General features: G+C 72.7%; 16 protein-coding genes, 1 pseudogene and 1 riboswitch. Of the genes and pseudogenes, 13 read left to right on the top strand and 4 right to left on the bottom strand.

Translation table 11 applies throughout. From position 1 onward, the window contains the following. Positions 1-120: 120 nt before the first annotated feature. The 3 genes and pseudogenes from ACFYTE_RS37080 to ACFYTE_RS37090 all read left to right on the top strand — a co-directional run. Positions 121-573, top strand: a pseudogene (locus ACFYTE_RS37080) (HAD family hydrolase); the annotation flags it as partial. A 448-nt stretch (positions 574-1,021) separates the two neighbouring features. Next, complete coding sequence (locus ACFYTE_RS37085; protein ID WP_388720327.1) at positions 1,022-1,810, top strand: carbon-nitrogen hydrolase family protein; 789 nt, start codon at positions 1,022-1,024, stop codon at positions 1,808-1,810. A 49-nt stretch (positions 1,811-1,859) separates the two neighbouring features. Next, entirely contained in the window at positions 1,860-3,557 is a 1,698-nt protein-coding gene (locus tag ACFYTE_RS37090; protein WP_388720330.1) for a flavin monoamine oxidase family protein, read from the top strand. A gap of 6 nt (positions 3,558-3,563) precedes the next feature. Here ACFYTE_RS37090 and ACFYTE_RS37095 read toward each other — a convergent pair whose 3' ends face one another. The 4 genes from ACFYTE_RS37095 to ACFYTE_RS37110 all read right to left on the bottom strand — a co-directional run bounded on the left by ACFYTE_RS37095 (position 3,564) and on the right by ACFYTE_RS37110 (position 8,208). Next, the gene (locus tag ACFYTE_RS37095; RefSeq protein WP_388720333.1) at positions 3,564-4,493 is read right to left on the bottom strand and encodes an LLM class F420-dependent oxidoreductase; all 930 of its coding nucleotides are present in this window, start codon (positions 4,491-4,493) and stop codon (positions 3,564-3,566) included. 89 nt (positions 4,494-4,582) lie between these two features. Continuing rightward, entirely contained in the window at positions 4,583-5,278 is a 696-nt protein-coding gene (locus ACFYTE_RS37100) for a DUF5995 family protein (protein ID WP_388720335.1), read from the bottom strand. Positions 5,279-5,432: 154 nt separating this feature from the next. After that, entirely contained in the window at positions 5,433-6,842 is a 1,410-nt protein-coding gene (locus ACFYTE_RS37105) for a uracil-xanthine permease family protein (protein ID WP_388720338.1), read from the bottom strand. Positions 6,843-6,996: 154 nt separating this feature from the next. Beyond that, positions 6,997-8,208, bottom strand: a complete 1,212-nt coding sequence (locus tag ACFYTE_RS37110) for an MFS transporter (RefSeq protein WP_388720341.1) — start codon at positions 8,206-8,208, stop codon at positions 6,997-6,999. A 143-nt stretch (positions 8,209-8,351) separates the two neighbouring features. On the opposite strand from ACFYTE_RS37110, the gene ACFYTE_RS37115 reads away from it, so the two are divergent. From ACFYTE_RS37115 to ACFYTE_RS37160, 10 genes are all read left to right on the top strand, one after another. Next, positions 8,352-9,545: an ROK family transcriptional regulator gene (locus ACFYTE_RS37115; protein ID WP_388720344.1), complete on the top strand. Its 1,194-nt coding sequence runs from the start codon at positions 8,352-8,354 to the stop codon at positions 9,543-9,545. Positions 9,546-10,009: 464 nt separating this feature from the next. Beyond that, positions 10,010-10,140: riboswitch (FMN riboswitch) on the top strand. A gap of 149 nt (positions 10,141-10,289) precedes the next feature. Then, positions 10,290-10,892, top strand: a complete 603-nt coding sequence (locus tag ACFYTE_RS37120) for a riboflavin synthase (protein WP_388720347.1) — start codon at positions 10,290-10,292, stop codon at positions 10,890-10,892. Beyond that, positions 10,889-11,533, top strand: coding sequence for a nicotinamide riboside transporter PnuC (locus ACFYTE_RS37125; protein WP_388720349.1), 645 nt, complete (start codon positions 10,889-10,891; stop codon positions 11,531-11,533). Before ACFYTE_RS37120 ends, ACFYTE_RS37125 begins: the two co-directional genes overlap by 4 nt. Next, entirely contained in the window at positions 11,530-12,873 is a 1,344-nt protein-coding gene (locus tag ACFYTE_RS37130) for a bifunctional 3,4-dihydroxy-2-butanone-4-phosphate synthase/GTP cyclohydrolase II (protein WP_388720352.1), read from the top strand. The genes ACFYTE_RS37125 and ACFYTE_RS37130 overlap by 4 nt, the downstream gene beginning before the upstream one ends. A 21-nt stretch (positions 12,874-12,894) precedes the next feature. After that, positions 12,895-13,380, top strand: coding sequence for a 6,7-dimethyl-8-ribityllumazine synthase (gene ribH, locus ACFYTE_RS37135; RefSeq protein ID WP_388720355.1), 486 nt, complete (start codon positions 12,895-12,897; stop codon positions 13,378-13,380). Between the two features lie 33 nt (positions 13,381-13,413). Next, positions 13,414-13,686, top strand: a complete 273-nt coding sequence (locus ACFYTE_RS37140; protein ID WP_007491392.1) for a phosphoribosyl-ATP diphosphatase — start codon at positions 13,414-13,416, stop codon at positions 13,684-13,686. Between the two features lie 113 nt (positions 13,687-13,799). Then, entirely contained in the window at positions 13,800-14,666 is an 867-nt protein-coding gene (gene hisG, locus ACFYTE_RS37145; RefSeq protein WP_388720359.1) for an ATP phosphoribosyltransferase, read from the top strand. Positions 14,667-14,688: 22 nt separating this feature from the next. Next, positions 14,689-15,153, top strand: a complete 465-nt coding sequence (locus ACFYTE_RS37150) for a PH domain-containing protein (RefSeq protein WP_388720362.1) — start codon at positions 14,689-14,691, stop codon at positions 15,151-15,153. A 205-nt stretch (positions 15,154-15,358) separates the two neighbouring features. Then, positions 15,359-16,693: a hemolysin family protein gene (locus ACFYTE_RS37155; protein WP_388720364.1), complete on the top strand. Its 1,335-nt coding sequence runs from the start codon at positions 15,359-15,361 to the stop codon at positions 16,691-16,693. Next, on the top strand, positions 16,690-17,775 hold the full coding sequence (locus ACFYTE_RS37160; protein ID WP_388720367.1) for a hemolysin family protein: 1,086 nt from the start codon (positions 16,690-16,692) through the stop codon (positions 17,773-17,775). The genes ACFYTE_RS37155 and ACFYTE_RS37160 overlap by 4 nt, the downstream gene beginning before the upstream one ends. The last annotated feature ends 14 nt before the right edge of the window (positions 17,776-17,789 follow it).

The following is a 17,789-nucleotide window of genomic DNA, read 5'->3' on the forward strand; positions in this document are numbered from 1 at the left end:
GGGGGGGGGGGGGGGGTGGGGGGGGGGGGGGGGGGGGGGGCGCGCGCCCCCCCGGGGCCGGCGCCCCCCCGGGGGGGGGGGGGGGCGGGCGGGCCCCCCCCCCCCGGGGGGGGGCGGCCCGCGGCGGCCGGACGCCCGGCCGCCGACCTCGCGGACGCGCTGCACCGGGAGTTCACGGCCCGCGTCCGCACGGGCGTCGTGCCCCGCCCCGGCGCCGTCGACCTGCTCGACGCGCTCGGCCGGGCCGGCACCCCCACCGCCCTGGTCACCGCATCCCCGCGCACCGTGGCCGACATCGTGCTCGACGCCCTCGGACCCGGCCGGTTCGCGGTCTCCGTCACCGCCGACGACACCGGCCGCACCAAGCCCGCCCCGGACCCCTACCTCGCCGCCTGCCGCGCCCTCGGCGTCGACCCGGCGTCCTGTGTGGCGGTCGAGGACACCCACACCGGAGTCGCCTCCGCCGAGGCGGCCGGCTGCGCCGTCCTGGCCGTGCCGTCCCTCGCGCCGATCGACGCCGCGCTCGGCCGCACCGTGCGCGACAGCCTCGTCGGCCTCACCCTGGACGACCTGAGCGACGTCGCCGCGTCCCGACTCGGCAGCGGGCCGGTGCCGGCGCGCGGGCGGCGGCGCTGAGCTGGCCGAAGGGGCGCGGGGAACTGCGCGACCAGCCACGGCGGTGCCGCAGGCAACCGACGGCACGGTGTGGCACATCCGGCAGAGCGCTCAGTGCGTCCCGACTCGGCAGCGGGCCGGTGCCGGCGCGCGGGCGGCGGCGCTGAGCTGGCCGAAGGGGCGCGGGGAACTGCGCGACCAGCCACGGCGGTGCCGCAGGCAACCGACGGCACGGTGCGGCACATCCGGCAGAGCGCTCAGCGGCGGGTGCGCAACGAATCGCCGGGTGGGTCCGGATGCGCGCAATGAACCGCTCGTCTGCGCGCAACGGGTCCTTCTTGTCCGGCCCGCACGCCGACCGTACGGTCTAGGTGGCCCCAACCCCCTGCACCGGTGAGGATCACGCATGCGCACCGCCCTGCTCCAGAGCTCCGGCCGCCCCGGCTCCGCCGCCGAGAACCTCAAGGTCCTCGACGAGGCCGCGGCCCGCGCCGCCGCCGCGGGCGCCGCGCTGCTGGCGACCCCGGAGATGTTCCTGACGGGGTACGCGATCGGCGCGGGCATCGGCCGCCTCGCCGAACCCGCCGACGGCGACTGGGCCGACGCGGTCGCCGACATCGCCTGCCGGCACGGCCTCGCGATCGCCTACGGCTACCCGGAGCGCGCGGTCGCCGACGTGCACAACTCCGCCCAGCTGATCTCCGCCGACGGCACCCGGCTCGCCGGCTACCGCAAGACCCACCTCTTCGGCCGCTTCGAGCACGACCACTTCACCCCCGGCGACCGGCCGGTCGTCCAGGCCGAACTGGACGGCCTCACCGTCGGCCTGCTGATCTGCTACGACGTCGAGTTCCCGGAGAACGTCCGCGCGCACGCGCTGGCCGGCACCGACCTCCTCGTCGTGCCGACGGCACAGATGCACCCGTACCAGTTCGTCGCCGAGTCGCTGGTCCCCGTGCGGGCCTTCGAGAACCAGATGTACGTCGCCTACGTCAACCGGGTCGGCCCCGAGGGCGAGTTCGACTTCGTCGGGCTGTCCACGCTGGCCGGACCGGACGGCACCGCCCGCGCCCGGGCCGGCCGCACCGAGGACCTGCTCATCGCCGACGTCGACCCCGGCTTCCTGGCGGCCTCCCGCGAGGCCAACCCGTATCTGCGTGACCGCCGCCCCGGCCTGTACCGCTCCGTCGTCTGAACCCCCTTACATCCCACCCGAGTTCACCCGCGCAAGGAGTCCCCACCCCATGACGTCCACGGTGCCCGGTGCCGCCGGGCACGCCCCCGGGCAGCAGCCGCCGATCACCATGTTCGGACCGGACTTCCCGTACGCGTACGACGACTACCTCGCCCACCCGGCGGGCCTCGGTCAGATCCCCGCGACCGAGCACGGCACCGAGGTCGCGGTCGTCGGCGGCGGCCTGTCCGGCGTGGTGACCGCCTACGAGCTGATGAAGATGGGCCTTCGGCCCGTCGTGTACGAGGCCGACCGGCTCGGCGGCCGGCTGCGCACGGTGGGCTTCGACGGCTGCGACCCGTCCCTGACGGCCGAGATGGGCGCGATGCGCTTTCCGCCGTCCTCCACGGCGCTCCAGCACTACATCGACCTGGTCGGCCTTCGGACGCGTCCCTTCCCCAACCCCCTCGCCGAGGCGACGCCGTCGACCGTCGTCGACCTCAAGGGCGAGTCGCACTACGCCGAGACGATCGACGACCTGCCGCAGGTCTACCGGGACGTCGCCGCCGCCTGGCACAGGTGCCTCGAAGAGGGTGCGGACTTCTCCGCCATGAACCGGGCGTTGCGTGAGCGGAACGTACCGCGCATCCGGGAGATCTGGGCCCGGCTCGTGGCCGAACTCGACAACCAGACCTTCTACGGCTTCCTGTGCGACTCCGCGGCGTTCCGCTCCTTCCGGCACCGGGAGATCTTCGGACAGGTCGGCTTCGGCACCGGCGGCTGGGACACCGACTTCCCCAACTCCATCCTGGAGATCCTGCGCGTCGTCTACACCGAGGCCGACGACCACCATCGCGGCATCGTCGGCGGCTCCCAGCAACTGCCGCTGCGCCTGTGGGAGCGCGCGCCGGAGAAGATCGTGCACTGGGCGCGGGGGACCTCCCTCGCGGCGCTGCACGACAACGGTGCGCCCCGGCCCGCGGTGACCCGGCTGCACCGCACGGCGGGCAACCGGATCACGGTGACGGACGCGCACGGCGACATCCGCACCTACCGGGCGGCCGTCTTCACCGCCCAGTCCTGGATGCTGCTCTCCCAGATCGCCTGCGACGACTCGCTCTTCCCGATCGACCACTGGACGGCGATCGAGCGCACCCACTACATGGAGTCCAGCAAACTGTTCGTCCCGGTCGACCGGCCGTTCTGGCGGGACAAGGACCCCGCCACCGGCCGGGACGTGATGTCGATGACGCTCACCGACCGGATGACGCGCGGCACCTATCTGCTCGACGACGGCCCGGACCGGCCGGCCGTGATCTGCCTGTCCTACACGTGGTGCGACGACAGCCTGAAGTGGCTGCCGCTCACCGCCCGGGAGCGGATGGAGGTCATGCTGAAGTCCCTCGGCGAGATCTATCCGAACGTCGACATCCGGAGCCACATCATCGGCAACCCGGTGACGGTCTCCTGGGAGAACGAGCCCTACTTCATGGGCGCGTTCAAGGCCAACCTGCCCGGCCACTACCGCTACCAGCGGCGCCTGTTCACCCACTTCATGCAGGACCGGCTGCCCGTCGACAAGCGCGGCATCTTCCTCGCGGGCGACGACATCTCCTGGACCGCCGGCTGGGCCGAGGGCGCCGTGCAGACCGCGCTCAACGCGGTCTGGGGCGTGCTGCACCACCTCGGCGGGGCGACGGACCCCACCAACCCCGGCCCCGGCGACGTCTTCGACGCGATAGCCCCGGTGGAACTCCCCGAGGAATGAACGCGCTCAGACGCCCGCGGCCCGCGCCGTCTCGTACACCTCAGCGGCGACGTCCTTGAGGTGTGCGGCGTCGCGGGCGCCGCTCTGGAGGTCGACGAGGATCTCCTCCGGGCCGACGGCCGCGTGCGCCACCAGGTCCTCGACGATCTGGCCGACATCGCCCTGGAAGGGCCGTCGGTCGGTGCCGCCGTACGGCGCTGCCGACAGGGCCGTGTTCACCCGCAGGACCGTCCGGACGGGCTCCGTACGGCCCCGCTCGGCCGCCAGGTCCTGCACCTGCCGCCACTGCGCGGCGAACCGGTCGGCGCCCGTGGCCACCGGCAGCCAGCCGTCGGCGTGATCCACCAGCCGCCGCAGCGCCCGCCCGCCGCCCGCGGCCAGCAGGATCGGGATCGGCCGGGCGGGCTTGGGCCCGACCACGGCCGAGGCGATCTTGGTGATGCCGCCCTCGTAGCGCACCGGGTCGGGGCCCCACACCGCCCGGCAGACCTCGATCAGCTCGTCCAGCACCCGGCCGCGTTCCTCGAACGGCCGGATGCCGGCCGCCGCGTACTCGTCGAGGGACCAGCCCGTGCCGAAGCCCGCGAGGACCCGGCCGCCGCTCGCGGCGTCCAGCGAGGCGAGGGCCTTGGCCAGCTGGAACGGCTGGTGCAGCGGCGCGACCAGCACACTGGAGCCGAGCCGGGCCCGTTCGGTGGCCGCCGCCGCCAGGGTGAGCGTGACCAGCGGCTCGGCGACCTGGCGGTAGCCGTCCGGCCAGGCAAGCCCCTCGATGCCGTACAGCCCCTGGGTGGCCGGCTCGGGGAACAGGGCCCGTTCGAAGACCCACAGGCTGTCGTAGCCGATCCCTTCGGCAGCGCGCGCCACATCGGGCACGTCCCTGCCGATGGAGTACTGCCGCATCTGGGGAAGACCGAGACCGAGCCGGATCGCCATACCGCTGCTCCTTCGCAATCGGGGTGCCTGCCGGTCAACCTAGCTGCGACATACACAGGTTTGCGGGCGACGCTCGCGCAATGGCCGGATCAGTCCGGCAGCGGGGTGAGCAGCAGCCGGCCCGCGAGGCCGACGGCCGCGTCGAGGCGTTCGGCCAACTCCTCGGCGAGGTCCCCGCACCGGCGCAGCGCCCACAGCGCCCGCGCCGCCGACCAGGCCGCGTCCCGGGCCCGCTCCAGGCTCCAGGAACCCAGCAGATGGGTGAGCGGGTCGGCGATCTGGAGGAGGTCGGGCCCCGGCATCAGATCCTCCCGGACGCGTTCCTCCAGCGAGACGAGGAGATCGCCCACCCGGTCGAACTCGTCCTCCAGGTCGTCGGGTTCACAGCCGAGCGTCCGGCAGGTGTCCACCACGGCGAGCGCCAGGTCGTGGCCGACGTGTGCGTTGACGCCCGCCAACGCGAACTGCAGCGGCCGTACGCCCGGATGGCGGCGGAGCTGGAACAGGGGCCGCCAGCAGGCGGGCGCGCGCCGGCCGTCCGCCGCCGCGTCCACCGCGGCCAGATACCGGTGCGCGAACCGGACGTCCAGCGCGGCCGCGGCCCGCCGGTCGGTGAAGTACCCGGCATCCAGGCGCCGTTCCACCTCCTCGGTGACCGTGAGGTAGACGCGGTTGAAGACCGCGACCCCGTCCCGGGCCGGCAGGGCGGCGTCCAGGGCGCGCATCCGCGCGACGACGGAGTCCACCGTGTGGACGGACGTCGTGAACTGTTCCAACTGCGCCATGGGGGCAGGGTCCCAGCCCGAGGCCGCCGCGTGTGCCGACGGGCCCGACGCGTCCCCGGAACGGGGGAACCGGCCCGTCGTGCGGGGGATCGCGTCACAGGGCGGGGCACCGCGGGCCGCGAGGGCGCCGCGGGGATGTGCACGCCAAGTACGCCTAAGAACCGGCGCGGTGGCCGCCCCCGTCGGGGCTCGCGGTCTCGTCGTAGGCGGAGGTGCCCTCGTCCAACAGCGGCTGCTGTCCCTTGAGATGGGCGGGCGCAAAGGCGCGCAGCGCGTGGTAGCCGGTGATGACGACCAGCGTGCCGAGGGCGATCCCGCTCAGCGAGAACGTGTCGGTGACCTTCATGGAGACGTTGCCGACGCCGATGATGATGCCGGCGGCGGCCGGGACCAGATTCAGCGGGTTGCGCAGGTCCACCCCGGCGTGCAGCCAGATCTGCGCGCCGAGCAGGCCGATCATGCCGTACAGGATGACGGTGATGCCGCCGAGCACCCCGCCCGGGATCGCGGCGACGACCGCGCCGAACTTGGGGCACAGGCCGAAGAGCAGCGCGAAGCCGGCCGCGGCCCAGTACGCGGCCGTCGAGTAGACACGGGTGGCGGCCATCACGCCGATGTTCTCGGAGTACGTGGTGTTCGGCGGGCCGCCGACGGCGGTCGACAGCATCGACGCCACGCCGTCCGCCGAGATCGCCGTGCCGAGCCGGTCGTCCAGGGGGTCACCGGTCATCTCGCCGACCGCCTTGACATGTCCGGCGTTCTCCGCGACCAGCGCGATGACGACCGGCAGGGCGACCAGGATCGCCGACCACTGGAAGGACGGGCCGTGGAAGGAGGGCAGTCCGATCCAGTCGGCCTTGCCGACGCCGGACAGGTCCAGGCGCCAGTGGTCGGTGAGCTTGCCGCTCGCGTCCACCGAGTGGATCCGGCCGAAGATCCGGTCGAAGGCCCAGGAGACGACGTATCCGAAGACGAGGCCCAGGAAGATCGCGATACGGGACCAGAAGCCGCGCAGACAGACCACGGCCAGACCGGTGAAGAGCATCACGAGCAGCGCCGTCCACTGGTCCTGCGGCCAGTAGGTGGACGCGGTCACCGGTGCCAGGTTGAAACCGATCAGCATGACCACGGCGCCGGTGACGATCGGGGGCATCGCCGCGTGGATGATGCGCGCCCCGAAGCGCTGCACGGCGAGCCCCACCAGGAACAGGGCGACGCCGACGACGAAGACCGCCCCGGTGACCGTCGCGCTGGTGCCGCCCTGGGCGCGGATGACCGCGGCGACGCCCACGAAGGACAGGGAGCAGCCCAGGTAGCTCGGCACCCGGCCGCGGGTCGCGAGCAGGAAGATCACGGTCGCGACGCCCGACATCATGATCGCGAGGTTGGGGTCGAGGCCCATCAGGACGGGGGCCACGAAGGACGCGCCGAACATCGCCACGACGTGCTGGGCGCCGAGGCCCATCGTGCGGGGCCAGGACAGCCGTTCGTCGGGGCGTACCACCGCTCCGGGCGCGGGCGTGCGCCCGTCGCCGTGCAGCTTCCAGCGCACGCCGAGGTCCATGGTGAGGTTTCGCTTTCTCTGTACGTGAAGAGGATCCGGACCATTGTCAGGGGTACCTGGCGGTCCTCCGCCCACCTGGTCCTTCTCATGAATCCGGTTCACATACATGATCCAGGCGTCCGATGGTGGTGTGCAGCGCCCCGAAGGGGCGGGCTCAGGGGCGGGGGTCGGGGACCGCCGTGGCCGGGCGGCTGACCTCGGTCCGGGCCCGCCCGTCAGGGCGCAGCACGCCCGCGAACACCGCCAGCCCGCACGCCAGCACGGTCACCAGGCAGAACGACACCATCAGGCTGGTCGCCTGGGCCACCCCGCCGATCAGGCTGGGCGCGATCAGGCCCGAGGTGTAGGTGATGGTCGCCACGCCCGCGATGGCCTGGCTCGGATTGGTACCGCTGTGCCCTGCCGCCGCGAAGCACAGCGGTACCACGACCGCGATGCCGAACCCCATCAGCGCGAACCCGGTCATCGCCACCGCCGGATGCCCCGCGACCACGATCAGCAGGCCGCCGGCCGCGGCGAGCACCCCGCCCGCCCGGACCGTGCGCACCGCGCCGAAGCGGTTCACCACCGCGTCCCCGGCGATCCGGGCGATCGCCATGGTCAGCATGAACCCGGTCGTGGAGGCCGCGGCGAGTCCGGCGGAGCTGTCCAGCCGGTCCCGCAGGAACACCGCCGACCAGTCGAGGCTCGCGCCCTCCGCGAACACCGCGCAGAAGCCGACCGCGCCGATCAGCAGCGCCGAACGGGGCGGCAGCGCGAACCGCGGCGGCGGCTCCTCGTCCTCGGCGGGCTGGAGGTCCAGCACCCAGCTGGCGGCCGAGACGCCGAGCAGCGTGAGGACGGCCGCCGCGAGCCCGAAGTGCAGCCGCGCGTCCGAGCCCAGATGCGCGGCGAGGGTGCCGGCGGCCGAGCCGATCAGGGCGCCCGTGCTCCACATGCCGTGCAGCCCCGAGATGATCGACTTGCCGAGCAGCCGCTCCACCTCCACCCCGAGCGCGTTCATCGCCACGTCGGCCATGCCGGCACTCGCGCCGTAGGCGAACATCGCCAGGCACAGCGTGTACAGGTTCGGCGCGAGGCTCGGCAGGATCAGCGAGAGCGTCCACAGTGCGATCAGCCCGCGCAGCGCGGTGCGGCTGCCGAAGCGATGGCTGATCCGGCCCGCCACCGGCATCGAACACGCGGCGCCGAACGCCGTGAAGGCGAGCGCGAACCCGAGTTGTCCCGCGCCCAGGGAGGCATGGTCCTGGATCCAGGGCACCCGGGTCGCGAACGAACCGGTGACGGCCCCGTGCACGGCGAACACGGCCGCGACGGCGTACCGGGCGTGTTTCACCTCACCTTGCGCGTAGCGCACGCCACTCATGTTCCGGCCCCTCCCTGGACGGTCGCCCCGCTGTCTCGGGCGTAAACTATCAGGGACCCTGCCTGATAGATAGGGAGTATCGCCGCCGTCCCGGCATGCAGTGGCCGGCCCGCCGGCTCCGCCGATCTGGGAGGATTCCCGTCATGCCCGCATCCCCGAGCACCGCCCGGGCCATCAACGACCGGCTCGCCCTGCGGCTGCTGCAGGAGGAGGGCCCGCTCACGGCAGGGCAGTTGAAGCAGCTGACGGGGCTGTCCCGGCCGACCGTCGCCGACCTCGTCGAGCGGCTCGCGGACCGCGGCCTGATCACGGTCGTCGGCGAGTCCGGTGAGCAGCGCCGCGGCCCGAACGCGCGGCTCTACGGCATCGTCGCCGACCGCGCCCACCTCGCCGCGCTCGACGTCCGCACGGAGGGCGTCTCCGTGCTGGTGTCCGATCTGCTGGGCCGGGTGCTCACCGAGGCGTCCGTACCCATCGCCGGGGACATCGGGACCGGGCCCGCGGTGGAGCAGGCGGTGACGCTGGTGGAGCGGGCGGTGAAGGAGGCCGGGGCCGACCGGCTGCACACCGTCGGCATCGGCGCACCGGGCCTGATCGATCCGGCCACGGGCGAACTGCGCGACTCCACCGGCCTGCCCGCCTGGCACCGACGGCTGGTCGCGGCCCTTCAGGAGCGCCTGCCCGAGGCCCGGGTCAGCGTCGAGAACGAGACCAACCTCGCCGCCCTGGCCGAGCAGCGCGAGGGCGCCGTCCGGGACCGCGACACCTTCGTCCTGCTCTGGCTCGGCCACGGCGCGGGCGCCGCCGTCGTCCTGGACGGCGCCCTGCGCCGCGGCGCCTCCGGCGGCACCGGCGAGATCGGCTTCCTGCCGGTCCCGGGCACCTCGACGCTGCCCTCGGCGACGGACTGCAAGGGCGGCTTCCACTCCCTGGCGGGCGCCGCGGCCATCGAGGCGCTGGCCGACGAGTGCGGGCTGACCGGCGCCGCGGACGACGCGGACGGGCCGCGCGCCGCGGGCCTGGTGCGGACGGCCGTGACCGGGGCCGCCACGGCGGCCGCCGACCGCTTTCTCGCCGCCCTCGCCGACCGGATCGCCATCGGCGCGGCCTCCGTCGTCGCCGTCCTTGACCCGGGCTGCGTGGTCCTCGGCGGAGAGGTCGGCCAGGCCGGCGAAGACCCGCTCGCGGACCGGGTGCGAGAACGGGTGCGGCGGATGTCGCCGCTGGTCACCGACGTACGGCCGAGCACCCTCGGCGGCGCGGCCGTGCTCCGCGGAGCCCTGCTGACCGCCCGGGAACGCGCCCAGGACGACCTGTTCGCCCCGGCGGACCGCTGAGCGGTGAGCGCTCCGCGGGCAGGGCCGGGAAGTGCCGTCGGTCGGCTGCGGCGGCATCGTGGCCGGTCGCGCAGTTCCCCGCGCCCCTTCGGGGCGCTGCCGCACCACGGCGGACTTCGTTCGACCCGCTTGGACGTCGGTGGCCCACTCGGCCCGCCACGCCGCCGCCCGCTCGCCCCCGCCGGTCGGCGTGCTCGCGCACGGCCTGCCAGAGGTCGCCGGCAGGCTGGCGGCCCGGCGGCGGGCAAGGGCCGTCGTCACCGCCACCGGGCCCGCCCGCACCCTAAAAGGACTAGACCAGTAAGGTCAATGGGTTTGAATCACTGTCAGGCGCCTTCCCGGCCGGGGGAGTTGACCTGGGGCGGTCCGGTGGGCGAGCCCGGCCCGCCGCGCTGTGAGCCACCCCACACGGCCGCCCTGCCGGGACGGGGATTCGCCGTGGCACACTGGGCGTGTACCAGAAGCAGCGCACTCCGGGGTCGGTGAAAGTCCGAACCGGCGGTTACAGTCCGCGACCCGGTCGCTTCCAGCGACCGGTTGACCAGGTGAAATTCCTGGACCGACGGTTAAAGTCCGGATGGGAGGCAGTGCGCGGCGGGCGGGCATCCGTGCACGCCGCCGTCTTGGGACACGTCCCCTGTGGACGGGTCCGTCCGGCGTCGTTCCCCGAGTGCTCATCCGCTTCTTCTGTCGTCATCGACAGGCCCCGGAGTCCGTGCCCGAAGAGGCAGGAGGACCCGGGAAGTGTTCACCGGAATCGTCGAAGAGCTGGGTGAAGTCACCGCCGTCGAGAACCTGGGCGATGCCTCCCGCTTCCGGCTCCGCGGACCCGTCGTCACCGAGGGCGCGCGGCACGGCGACTCCATCGCCGTGAACGGGGTCTGTCTCACCGTCGTGGAGCACGAGGGCGAGGAGTTCACCGCGGACGTCATGGCCGAGACGCTGGACCGCTCCAGCCTCGGCGTCCTCACCGTCGGCTCCCGCGTCAACCTCGAACGCCCCACCGCCGTCGGCGCGCGCCTCGGCGGGCACATCGTGCAGGGCCATGTGGACGGCACCGGCGAAGTCCTGGAACGCACCCCCTCCGACCACTGGGAGATCGTGAAGATCTCCCTGCCCGCGGACCTCGCACGCTACGTCGTCGAGAAGGGCTCCATCACCGTCGACGGCATCAGCCTCACCGTCGTGACGGCGGGCGAGGACCACTTCACCGTCAGCCTGATCCCGACCACCCTCGCCCTGACCACGCTCGGCCACAAGCAGCCCGGCGACCCGGTCAACCTGGAGGTGGACGTCATCGCCAAGTACGTCGAGCGGCTGCTCGCGGACCAGGGGGCGACCCGGTGACCTGGCTCAACTCACAGGCGTTCACCCTCTTCGGCCAGCACATCAAGTGGTCCGACATGATCGGCAACGTGATCGGCCTGGTCGGTCTCGCCTTCGGCTGGCGCCGCTCCCTGTGGAGCTGGCCGACGCAGTTCCTGTCCGGGCTCATCCTGTTCGCCGCGTTCGCCACAGCCCACCTCTCCGGCAGCGCCGGCAAGCAGGTCGTGGTCATGGTCGTCGCCGGCTACGGCTGGTGGCAGTGGAACCGCGGCTCGGCACGGGGCGCGGACGGCCACATCGCCGTACGGTTCGCCACCTGGTCCGAGCGGGCGGTCCTGCTCGTCGCCGCGGCCGTCGGCACCCTCGCCGTGGCCGGGCTGTTCCACGCCTACCCCTCGCTGTCCTGGGACCCCTGGCCCGACGCCTACATCTTCGTCGGCACCATCGTCGCGATGTACGCCCAGGCGCGCGGCATGGTCGAGTTCTGGCTCGCCTGGCTCCTGGTGGACGCCGTCGGCGTCCCGCTCAACTTCGCCAACGGCTTCGCCTTCTCCGGCTTCGTCTACGTCATCTACGGCGCACTCGTCCTGTGGGGCCTGCGCGACTGGTGGCTGCGCTCCCGCAAGGCCGCGCGGCCCGTCATGGAAGGAGCGCCCGCATGACCGCGGCACCGATCCTGTACGGCACCGACGGCACCGACCACGTCGAGGACATCGCCCTCGACCCAATCGAGCGAGCCGTCGCGGACATCGCGGCCGGCCGCCCCGTCGTGGTCGTGGACGACGAGGACCGGGAGAACGAGGGCGACCTCGTCATCGCCGCCGAGAAGGCGACTCCCGAGATCATCGCCTTCATGATGAGCGAGTGCCGCGGACTGATCTGCGCCCCCATGGAGGGCGCGGAACTCGACCGGCTGGCACTCCCGCAGATGGTCGAGGACAACACCGAGTCCATGAAGACCGCGTTCACCGTCTCCGTGGACGCCTCCTCCGAGCACGGCGTGACGACCGGGATCTCCGCCGTCGACCGCGCCACCACGCTCCAGCTGCTGGCGAGCGGCAAGGCCGAACCGGGCGACCTGGTCCGTCCGGGCCATGTCTTCCCGCTGCGCGCCCGGTCGGGCGGTGTCCTGGTCCGCCCCGGCCACACCGAGGCCGCCGTCGACCTCGCCCGGCTCGCCGGGCTGCGGCCGGCCGGCGCGATCGTGGAGATCGCCGGTGAGGACGGCCGCATGCTGCGCCTGCCCGAGCTGATCCCGTTCGCGCGCAAGCACGGCCTGACGATCATCTCCATCGAGGGCCTGATCGCCCATCTGCGCGCCGCCGCGGACATGACCCCGGTCAAGCAGCGCGTGCCGGTGCCCGCGCCCGGACCCGCCGTGCGCCGCGAGGCCGAGGTCGGCCTGCCCACCCGACACGGCACCTTCACGGCCTACGGCTACCGCTCCACCGCCGACGGCGTCGAACACGTCGCCCTCGTCCACGGCGAGATCGGCGACGGCGAGGACGTCCTGGTCCGCGTCCACTCCGAATGCCTCACCGGCGACGTCTTCGGCTCGCTGCGCTGCGACTGCGGCCCGCAGCTGGACGCCGCCCTGGACCGGATCCGGGACGAGGGCCGCGGCGTCGTCGTCTATCTGCGCGGACACGAGGGCCGTGGCATCGGCCTGCTGTCCAAGCTGCGCGCGTACGAACTCCAGGAACGCGGCCGGGACACCCTGGACGCCAACCTCGAACTCGGCCTGCCCGCCGACGCCCGCGACTACGGCGCAAGCGCCAGGATCCTGGACGACCTCGGCGTACGCAGCGTCCGCCTGATGACCAACAACCCCGACAAGACCGACGCGCTGCTGCGCCACGGCATCAAGGTCACCGGACGCGAGCAGATGCCCGTGCACGCGGGCGAGCACAACCTCCGCTACCTGCGCACCAAGCGGGACCGGATGGGCCACGACCTGCCCTGGCTGGACGCACCGGCCGGGTCGGGCTGCGGCAACCAGTAGGAAAGAACACCGAGGAGACACGTGAGCGGCAAGGGTGCACCGGAACTGTCCGTGCGGAACGTCGGCGACCTCAGGGTCGCCGTCATCGCGGCGCAGTGGCACGAGAAGGTGATGGACGGACTGGTGGACGGCGCCCTGCGCGCCCTGCACGACCTGGGCATCGACGAGCCCACCCTGCTCCGGGTCCCCGGCAGCTGGGAGCTGCCGGTGGTCGCCAAGGTGCTGGCGGGCCGCGGCTACGACGCGATCGTCGCCCTCGGCGTCGTCATCCGCGGCGGCACCCCGCACTTCGACTACGTCTGCCAGGGCGTCACCCAGGGCCTGACCCAGGTGTCGGTCGAGACCGGCGTACCCGTCGGCTTCGGCGTGCTGACCTGCGACACCGAGGAGCAGGCCGTGGACCGGGCGGGCCTTACAGGCTCCCGGGAGGACAAGGGACACGAGGCGGTGACCGCCGCCGTCGCCACCGCGGCCACACTCCGCTCGGTATCCGAACCCTGGCGCTGAGGAGTCCCCGCAACCGCGTAGGGTGGGACCACCATGTCCAAGAAGACGTTCGAGGAGCTTTTCACGGAGCTCCAGCACAAGGCCGCCCACGGCGACCCCGCGACCTCCCGCACCGCCGAACTGGTCGGCAAGGGAGTCCATGCCATCGGCAAGAAGGTCGTCGAGGAGGCCGCCGAGGTCTGGATGGCCGCCGAGTACGAGGGCAAGGAGGCGGCCGCCGAGGAGATCTCCCAGCTGCTGTACCACGTCCAGGTGATGATGGTCGCCCGCGGTATCTCCCTCGACGACGTCTACGCCCATCTGTAGACCCGAGCGGCCGAACCCGCCACGGGCGCCCACGCCCCACGCAGGCCCCGTAGTCCCCGTAGTTCTCGTAGGTCTCGTACTGTCACTCCCGTCACACGAAGGAAGCCGACCTCATGCTGCGCATCGCCGTCCCCAACAAGGGTTCCCTGTCCGGCCCTGCGGCGGACATGCTGCATGAGGCCGGCTACCGGCAGCGCCGGGAGTCCAAGGAACTGAGGACCGTCGACCCGACGAACGAGGTCGAGTTCTTCTACCTCCGCCCCCGTGACATCGCGATCTACGTCTCCTCCGGCCGCCTCGACATCGGCATCACCGGCCGTGACCTGCTGGTCGACTCGGGCGCCAACGCCGAGGAGATCCTTCCGCTCGGCTTCGCCCGCTCCACGTTCCGCTACGCCACCAAACCCGGCACCGCGTCCGGCGTCGCGGACCTGGGCGGCAGGACGGTCGCCACCTCCTACGAGGGCATCGTCGCCAAGCACCTCGCCGACCAGGGTGTCGACGCCTCCGTCGTGCACCTCGACGGTGCCGTGGAGACCGCCATCGAACTCGGTGTCGCCGAGGTTATCGCGGACGTCGTCGAGACCGGCACCTCGCTGCGCAACGCCGGCCTCGAAGTCATCGGCGAGCCGATCATGAAGTCCGAGGCGATCGTCATCCGCCGCACCGGCGCGAGCGCCGATGCCGCCGAAGACTCTGTCGAGCCGAAGGTCCAGCAGTTCCTGCGCCGGCTCCAGGGCGTCCTGGTCGCCCGGACGTACGTGATGATGGACTACGACTGCCGCGCCGAGCACCTGGAGCAGGCCGTCGCCATCACCCCCGGCCTGGAGGGCCCGACCATCTCGCCGCTGCACAACGAGGGCTGGGTCGCCGTCCGCGCCATGGTCCCGGCCGAGGACGCCCAGCGGATCATGGACGACCTGTACGACATCGGCGCGCGGGCCATCCTGACCACGGCCATCCACGCCTGCCGCCTCTGACCGACAAGGAGGCCGCACCCGCATGTCCGCGCTGCCCGAACCGCCCACCCTGCCCATCACCTTCCGCCCGCACCTCACCCGGGTGATCCTGCTCACCGCCGGAGCGGCGATACTCCTGGTGATAACCGGGGTCGCGCTGGCGCTGGAACAGCTCGGCCCGGGGGAGCGGCTCAGCTTCGTGCTGACCGGGGCGCTGATCTTCTGGGTGCTGGCCCAGCTCGCCCGGGTGAAGGTCGTCGCCGACGAGTCCGGCGTCACCGTCGTCAACATTGTCGGCAGGCGGCGCCTGGACTGGGCGGAGATCCTCCGGGTGAACCTCCGTCCGGGCGACCCCTGGGTCTTCCTCGACCTCAGCGACGGCACCAGCCTGCCCGCGCTCGGCATCCAGCCGGGCATCGCCAAACAGCGCGCCATCGCCGACGCGAGCGCCCTGCGGGCGCTCGCCGAGGACCGCGCCGGACAGGGCCCGGACCGACATCGGAGCTGACTTCGGGCCGTCCACCCTGCCGCGGTGGCCGCTGTCTTGATTAATCTGGTGGGCGGAGGCGTTCCCGTTGTGCCTCCGCCCCTGCTGCGCCGCCCGGTGCACAGGGGTTCCTGCTACCCGAGGAGTGACCCTCTCCGGCGATGGACGGATCGTCCTGTAGTACCTGCGCCGCCCCCTCCCGACATACCGCGGAGGCGGCGGCATCATGACCACCCCCCTGCTGCTCCTCGCAGCCGCATTCCTGCTGATCCTCGCCAACGGCTTCTTCGTCGCGGCCGAGTTCGGCCTGGTGACGGTCGAGCGACCGGACGCCGAGAAGGCCGCGGCCGAGGGCGACCGGCGCGCCCGCACGGTCGTCGAGTCGCTGAGGGAGCTGTCCTTCCAACTTTCCGGCACCCAGCTCGGCATCACCATCACCTCCCTGGTGGTCGGCATGCTCGCCGAACCGGCCCTCGCCGAGCTGCTGAGCGGCCCGGTCACCGCGACCGGCATCCCCGACGGCGCCGTCCCCGGCGTCGCCGTGGTCGTGGGCATGCTGCTCGCCTCCGCGATCCAGATGGTGATCGGCGAACTCGTACCGAAGAACTGGGCGGTGTCCAGGCCGTTGCAGGTCGCGCGGTTCGTCGCGGGTCCGCAGCACCGGTTCGCCCGCCTGTTCCGCCCGGTGATCGCTGCGCTCAACGCGGTCGCCAACCGGCTGGTGCGCGCCCTCGGCGTCGAACCCGCCGAGGAACTGGCCTCCGCCCGCACCCCCGGCGAGCTGGTCTCGCTGGCCCGGCACTCCGCCCGGGCGGGAGCCCTGGAACAGGACACGGCGGACCTGTTCGTGCGCACCCTGTCGCTGGGTGAGCTGACCGCGCAGCACGTCATGACCCCGCGGGTGAAGGTCAGCGCACTCCAGTCCTCGGCCACCGCCGAGGACGTCGTCAACCTCACCCGGGCCACCGGGCTGTCCCGCTTCCCCGTCTACCGGGAGAAGATCGACGAGATCGTCGGCATGGCCCACCTCAAGGACGCCCTGGCGGTCCCGGCGCACGAGCGGCTGCGCACCCCGGTCGGCCGGATCGCCCACAAGGCGCTGCTGGTACCGGAGACCCTGCCCGTGCAGCCGCTGCTCGCCCGGCTGCGCAGCGAGCAGCCCATCGCGGTCGTCGTCGACGAGTACGGCGGCACGGCGGGGGTGGTGACCCTGGAGGACATCGTCGAGGAACTCGTCGGCGAGGTCCGCGACGAGCACGACGGCCAGGATCTTCCCGAACTCGCCGTGGCGCCGCCCGAGGACGGCAGGCCCGCCTGGGACGCGGACGGCAGTTGCCGCGTCGACGTCCTGCGGCGGATAGGTCTCGACGTGCCCGAGGGGCCGTACGAGACCGTCGCGGGCCTGGTCGCCGATCTGCTCGGCCGCATCCCGGCACCGGGCGACCGGGCCGAGCTGCCCGGCTGGCGGCTGTCGGTGCGCCAGGTCGGCCACTACCGGGCGGAACGGGTCCGGCTGGTGCGCACCGCCACCGTGGCCGCGGTCCCGGAGGCGGTCCGATGAGCCTGCTGCAACTCGTCTTCGCCGCGCTGCTGGTGCTCGCCAACGGCTTCTTCGTGGGCGCCGAGTTCGCGCTGGTCTCCGTGCGCCGCAGCCAGATCGAACCGCTCGGCAGCGCGCGGGCCCGCCAGGTGCTGTACGGCCTGGAGCACCTGCCGCAGATGATGGCCGCCGCCCAGTTCGGCATCACGGTCTGCTCGCTGACCCTGGGCGCGGTCGCCGAGCCGACGGTGGCGCATCTACTGGAGCCGGTCTTCGAATGGATCCATCTGCCGCACGGCATGATCCACCCGCTCGGCTATGTCATCGCCCTCGCCGCGGTGGTCTTCTGCCACCTGGTGATCGGCGAGATGGTGCCGAAGAACCTGGCGATGGCGGCGCCGGAGAAGGCCGCGCTGTGGCTCAGCCCTGGTCTGGTCGCCTTCGCCCGGCTGTGCCGGCCGATCACCGTGGCGCTCGGCGCCTGCGCCCAGTCCATCCTGCGGCTGTTCCGCGTCGAGCCCAAGGACGAGGTCGAGGCCGTCTTCACCAGCGTGCAGCTGGGCCGGCTGGTGGAGGACTCCGGTCAGGCCGGGCTGCTCGGCCCCGAGGAGCAGGAGCGCCTGGAGGACGCGCTGGAACTGGGCTCGCGCCCGGTCACCGACGTACTCCTCAAGCGTGAGTCGCTGGTGACGGTGCCCCCGTCGGTCACGCCCGGGCAGATCGTCCGGCTCACCGCGCGGACCGGCTTCTCCCGCTTCCCGGTCGCCGCGGAGACCGGCGCCTTCATGGGCTATCTGCACGTGAAGGACGTACTTGACCTGGAGGACTCCGAGCGGGCCGTGCCCCAGCAGGTGTGGCGTCCGATGACCACGCTCAGGGCCGAACTGCCGCTGGACGACGCGCTCACGGTGATGCGGCGGGCCGCCACCCACCTGGCGCAGGTGGCCGACGCGTCCGGCCGGATCCTCGGCCTGGTCGCGCTGGAGGACGTACTGGAACTGCTGGTCGGCGAGGTACGCGATCCCGCGCACCGGCAGGCCGCCGGGCCGAAGGTCACGGAGCCGCAGGTGAGCGGGGAACCGGAGGAGGCGCTGGCCGGCTGAGCCGGGCCCGCGCC

The sequence above is a fragment of the Streptomyces sp. NPDC004629 genome, from assembly GCF_042873595.1.
In the GTDB taxonomy this organism is placed as follows: domain Bacteria; phylum Actinomycetota; class Actinomycetes; order Streptomycetales; family Streptomycetaceae; genus Streptomyces.

Excerpts from the sequence above, each read along its gene's own strand:
- ACFYTE_RS37085 (WP_388720327.1), top strand. The coding sequence starts at position 1,022 with ATGCGCACCGCCCTGCTCCAGAGCTCCGGCCGCCCCGGCTCCGCCGCC.
- ACFYTE_RS37090 (WP_388720330.1), top strand. The coding sequence starts at position 1,860 with ATGACGTCCACGGTGCCCGGTGCCGCCGGGCACGCCCCCGGGCAGCAG.
- ACFYTE_RS37095 (WP_388720333.1), bottom strand. The coding sequence starts at position 4,493 with ATGGCGATCCGGCTCGGTCTCGGTCTTCCCCAGATGCGGCAGTACTCC.
- ACFYTE_RS37100 (WP_388720335.1), bottom strand. The coding sequence starts at position 5,278 with ATGGCGCAGTTGGAACAGTTCACGACGTCCGTCCACACGGTGGACTCC.
- ACFYTE_RS37105 (WP_388720338.1), bottom strand. The coding sequence starts at position 6,842 with ATGGACCTCGGCGTGCGCTGGAAGCTGCACGGCGACGGGCGCACGCCC.
- ACFYTE_RS37110 (WP_388720341.1), bottom strand. The coding sequence starts at position 8,208 with ATGAGTGGCGTGCGCTACGCGCAAGGTGAGGTGAAACACGCCCGGTAC.
- ACFYTE_RS37115 (WP_388720344.1), top strand. The coding sequence starts at position 8,352 with ATGCCCGCATCCCCGAGCACCGCCCGGGCCATCAACGACCGGCTCGCC.
- ACFYTE_RS37130 (WP_388720352.1), top strand. The coding sequence starts at position 11,530 with ATGACCGCGGCACCGATCCTGTACGGCACCGACGGCACCGACCACGTC.
- ACFYTE_RS37140 (WP_007491392.1), top strand. The coding sequence starts at position 13,414 with ATGTCCAAGAAGACGTTCGAGGAGCTTTTCACGGAGCTCCAGCACAAG.
- hisG (WP_388720359.1), top strand. The coding sequence starts at position 13,800 with ATGCTGCGCATCGCCGTCCCCAACAAGGGTTCCCTGTCCGGCCCTGCG.
- ACFYTE_RS37150 (WP_388720362.1), top strand. The coding sequence starts at position 14,689 with ATGTCCGCGCTGCCCGAACCGCCCACCCTGCCCATCACCTTCCGCCCG.
- ACFYTE_RS37155 (WP_388720364.1), top strand. The coding sequence starts at position 15,359 with ATGACCACCCCCCTGCTGCTCCTCGCAGCCGCATTCCTGCTGATCCTC.
- ACFYTE_RS37160 (WP_388720367.1), top strand. The coding sequence starts at position 16,690 with ATGAGCCTGCTGCAACTCGTCTTCGCCGCGCTGCTGGTGCTCGCCAAC.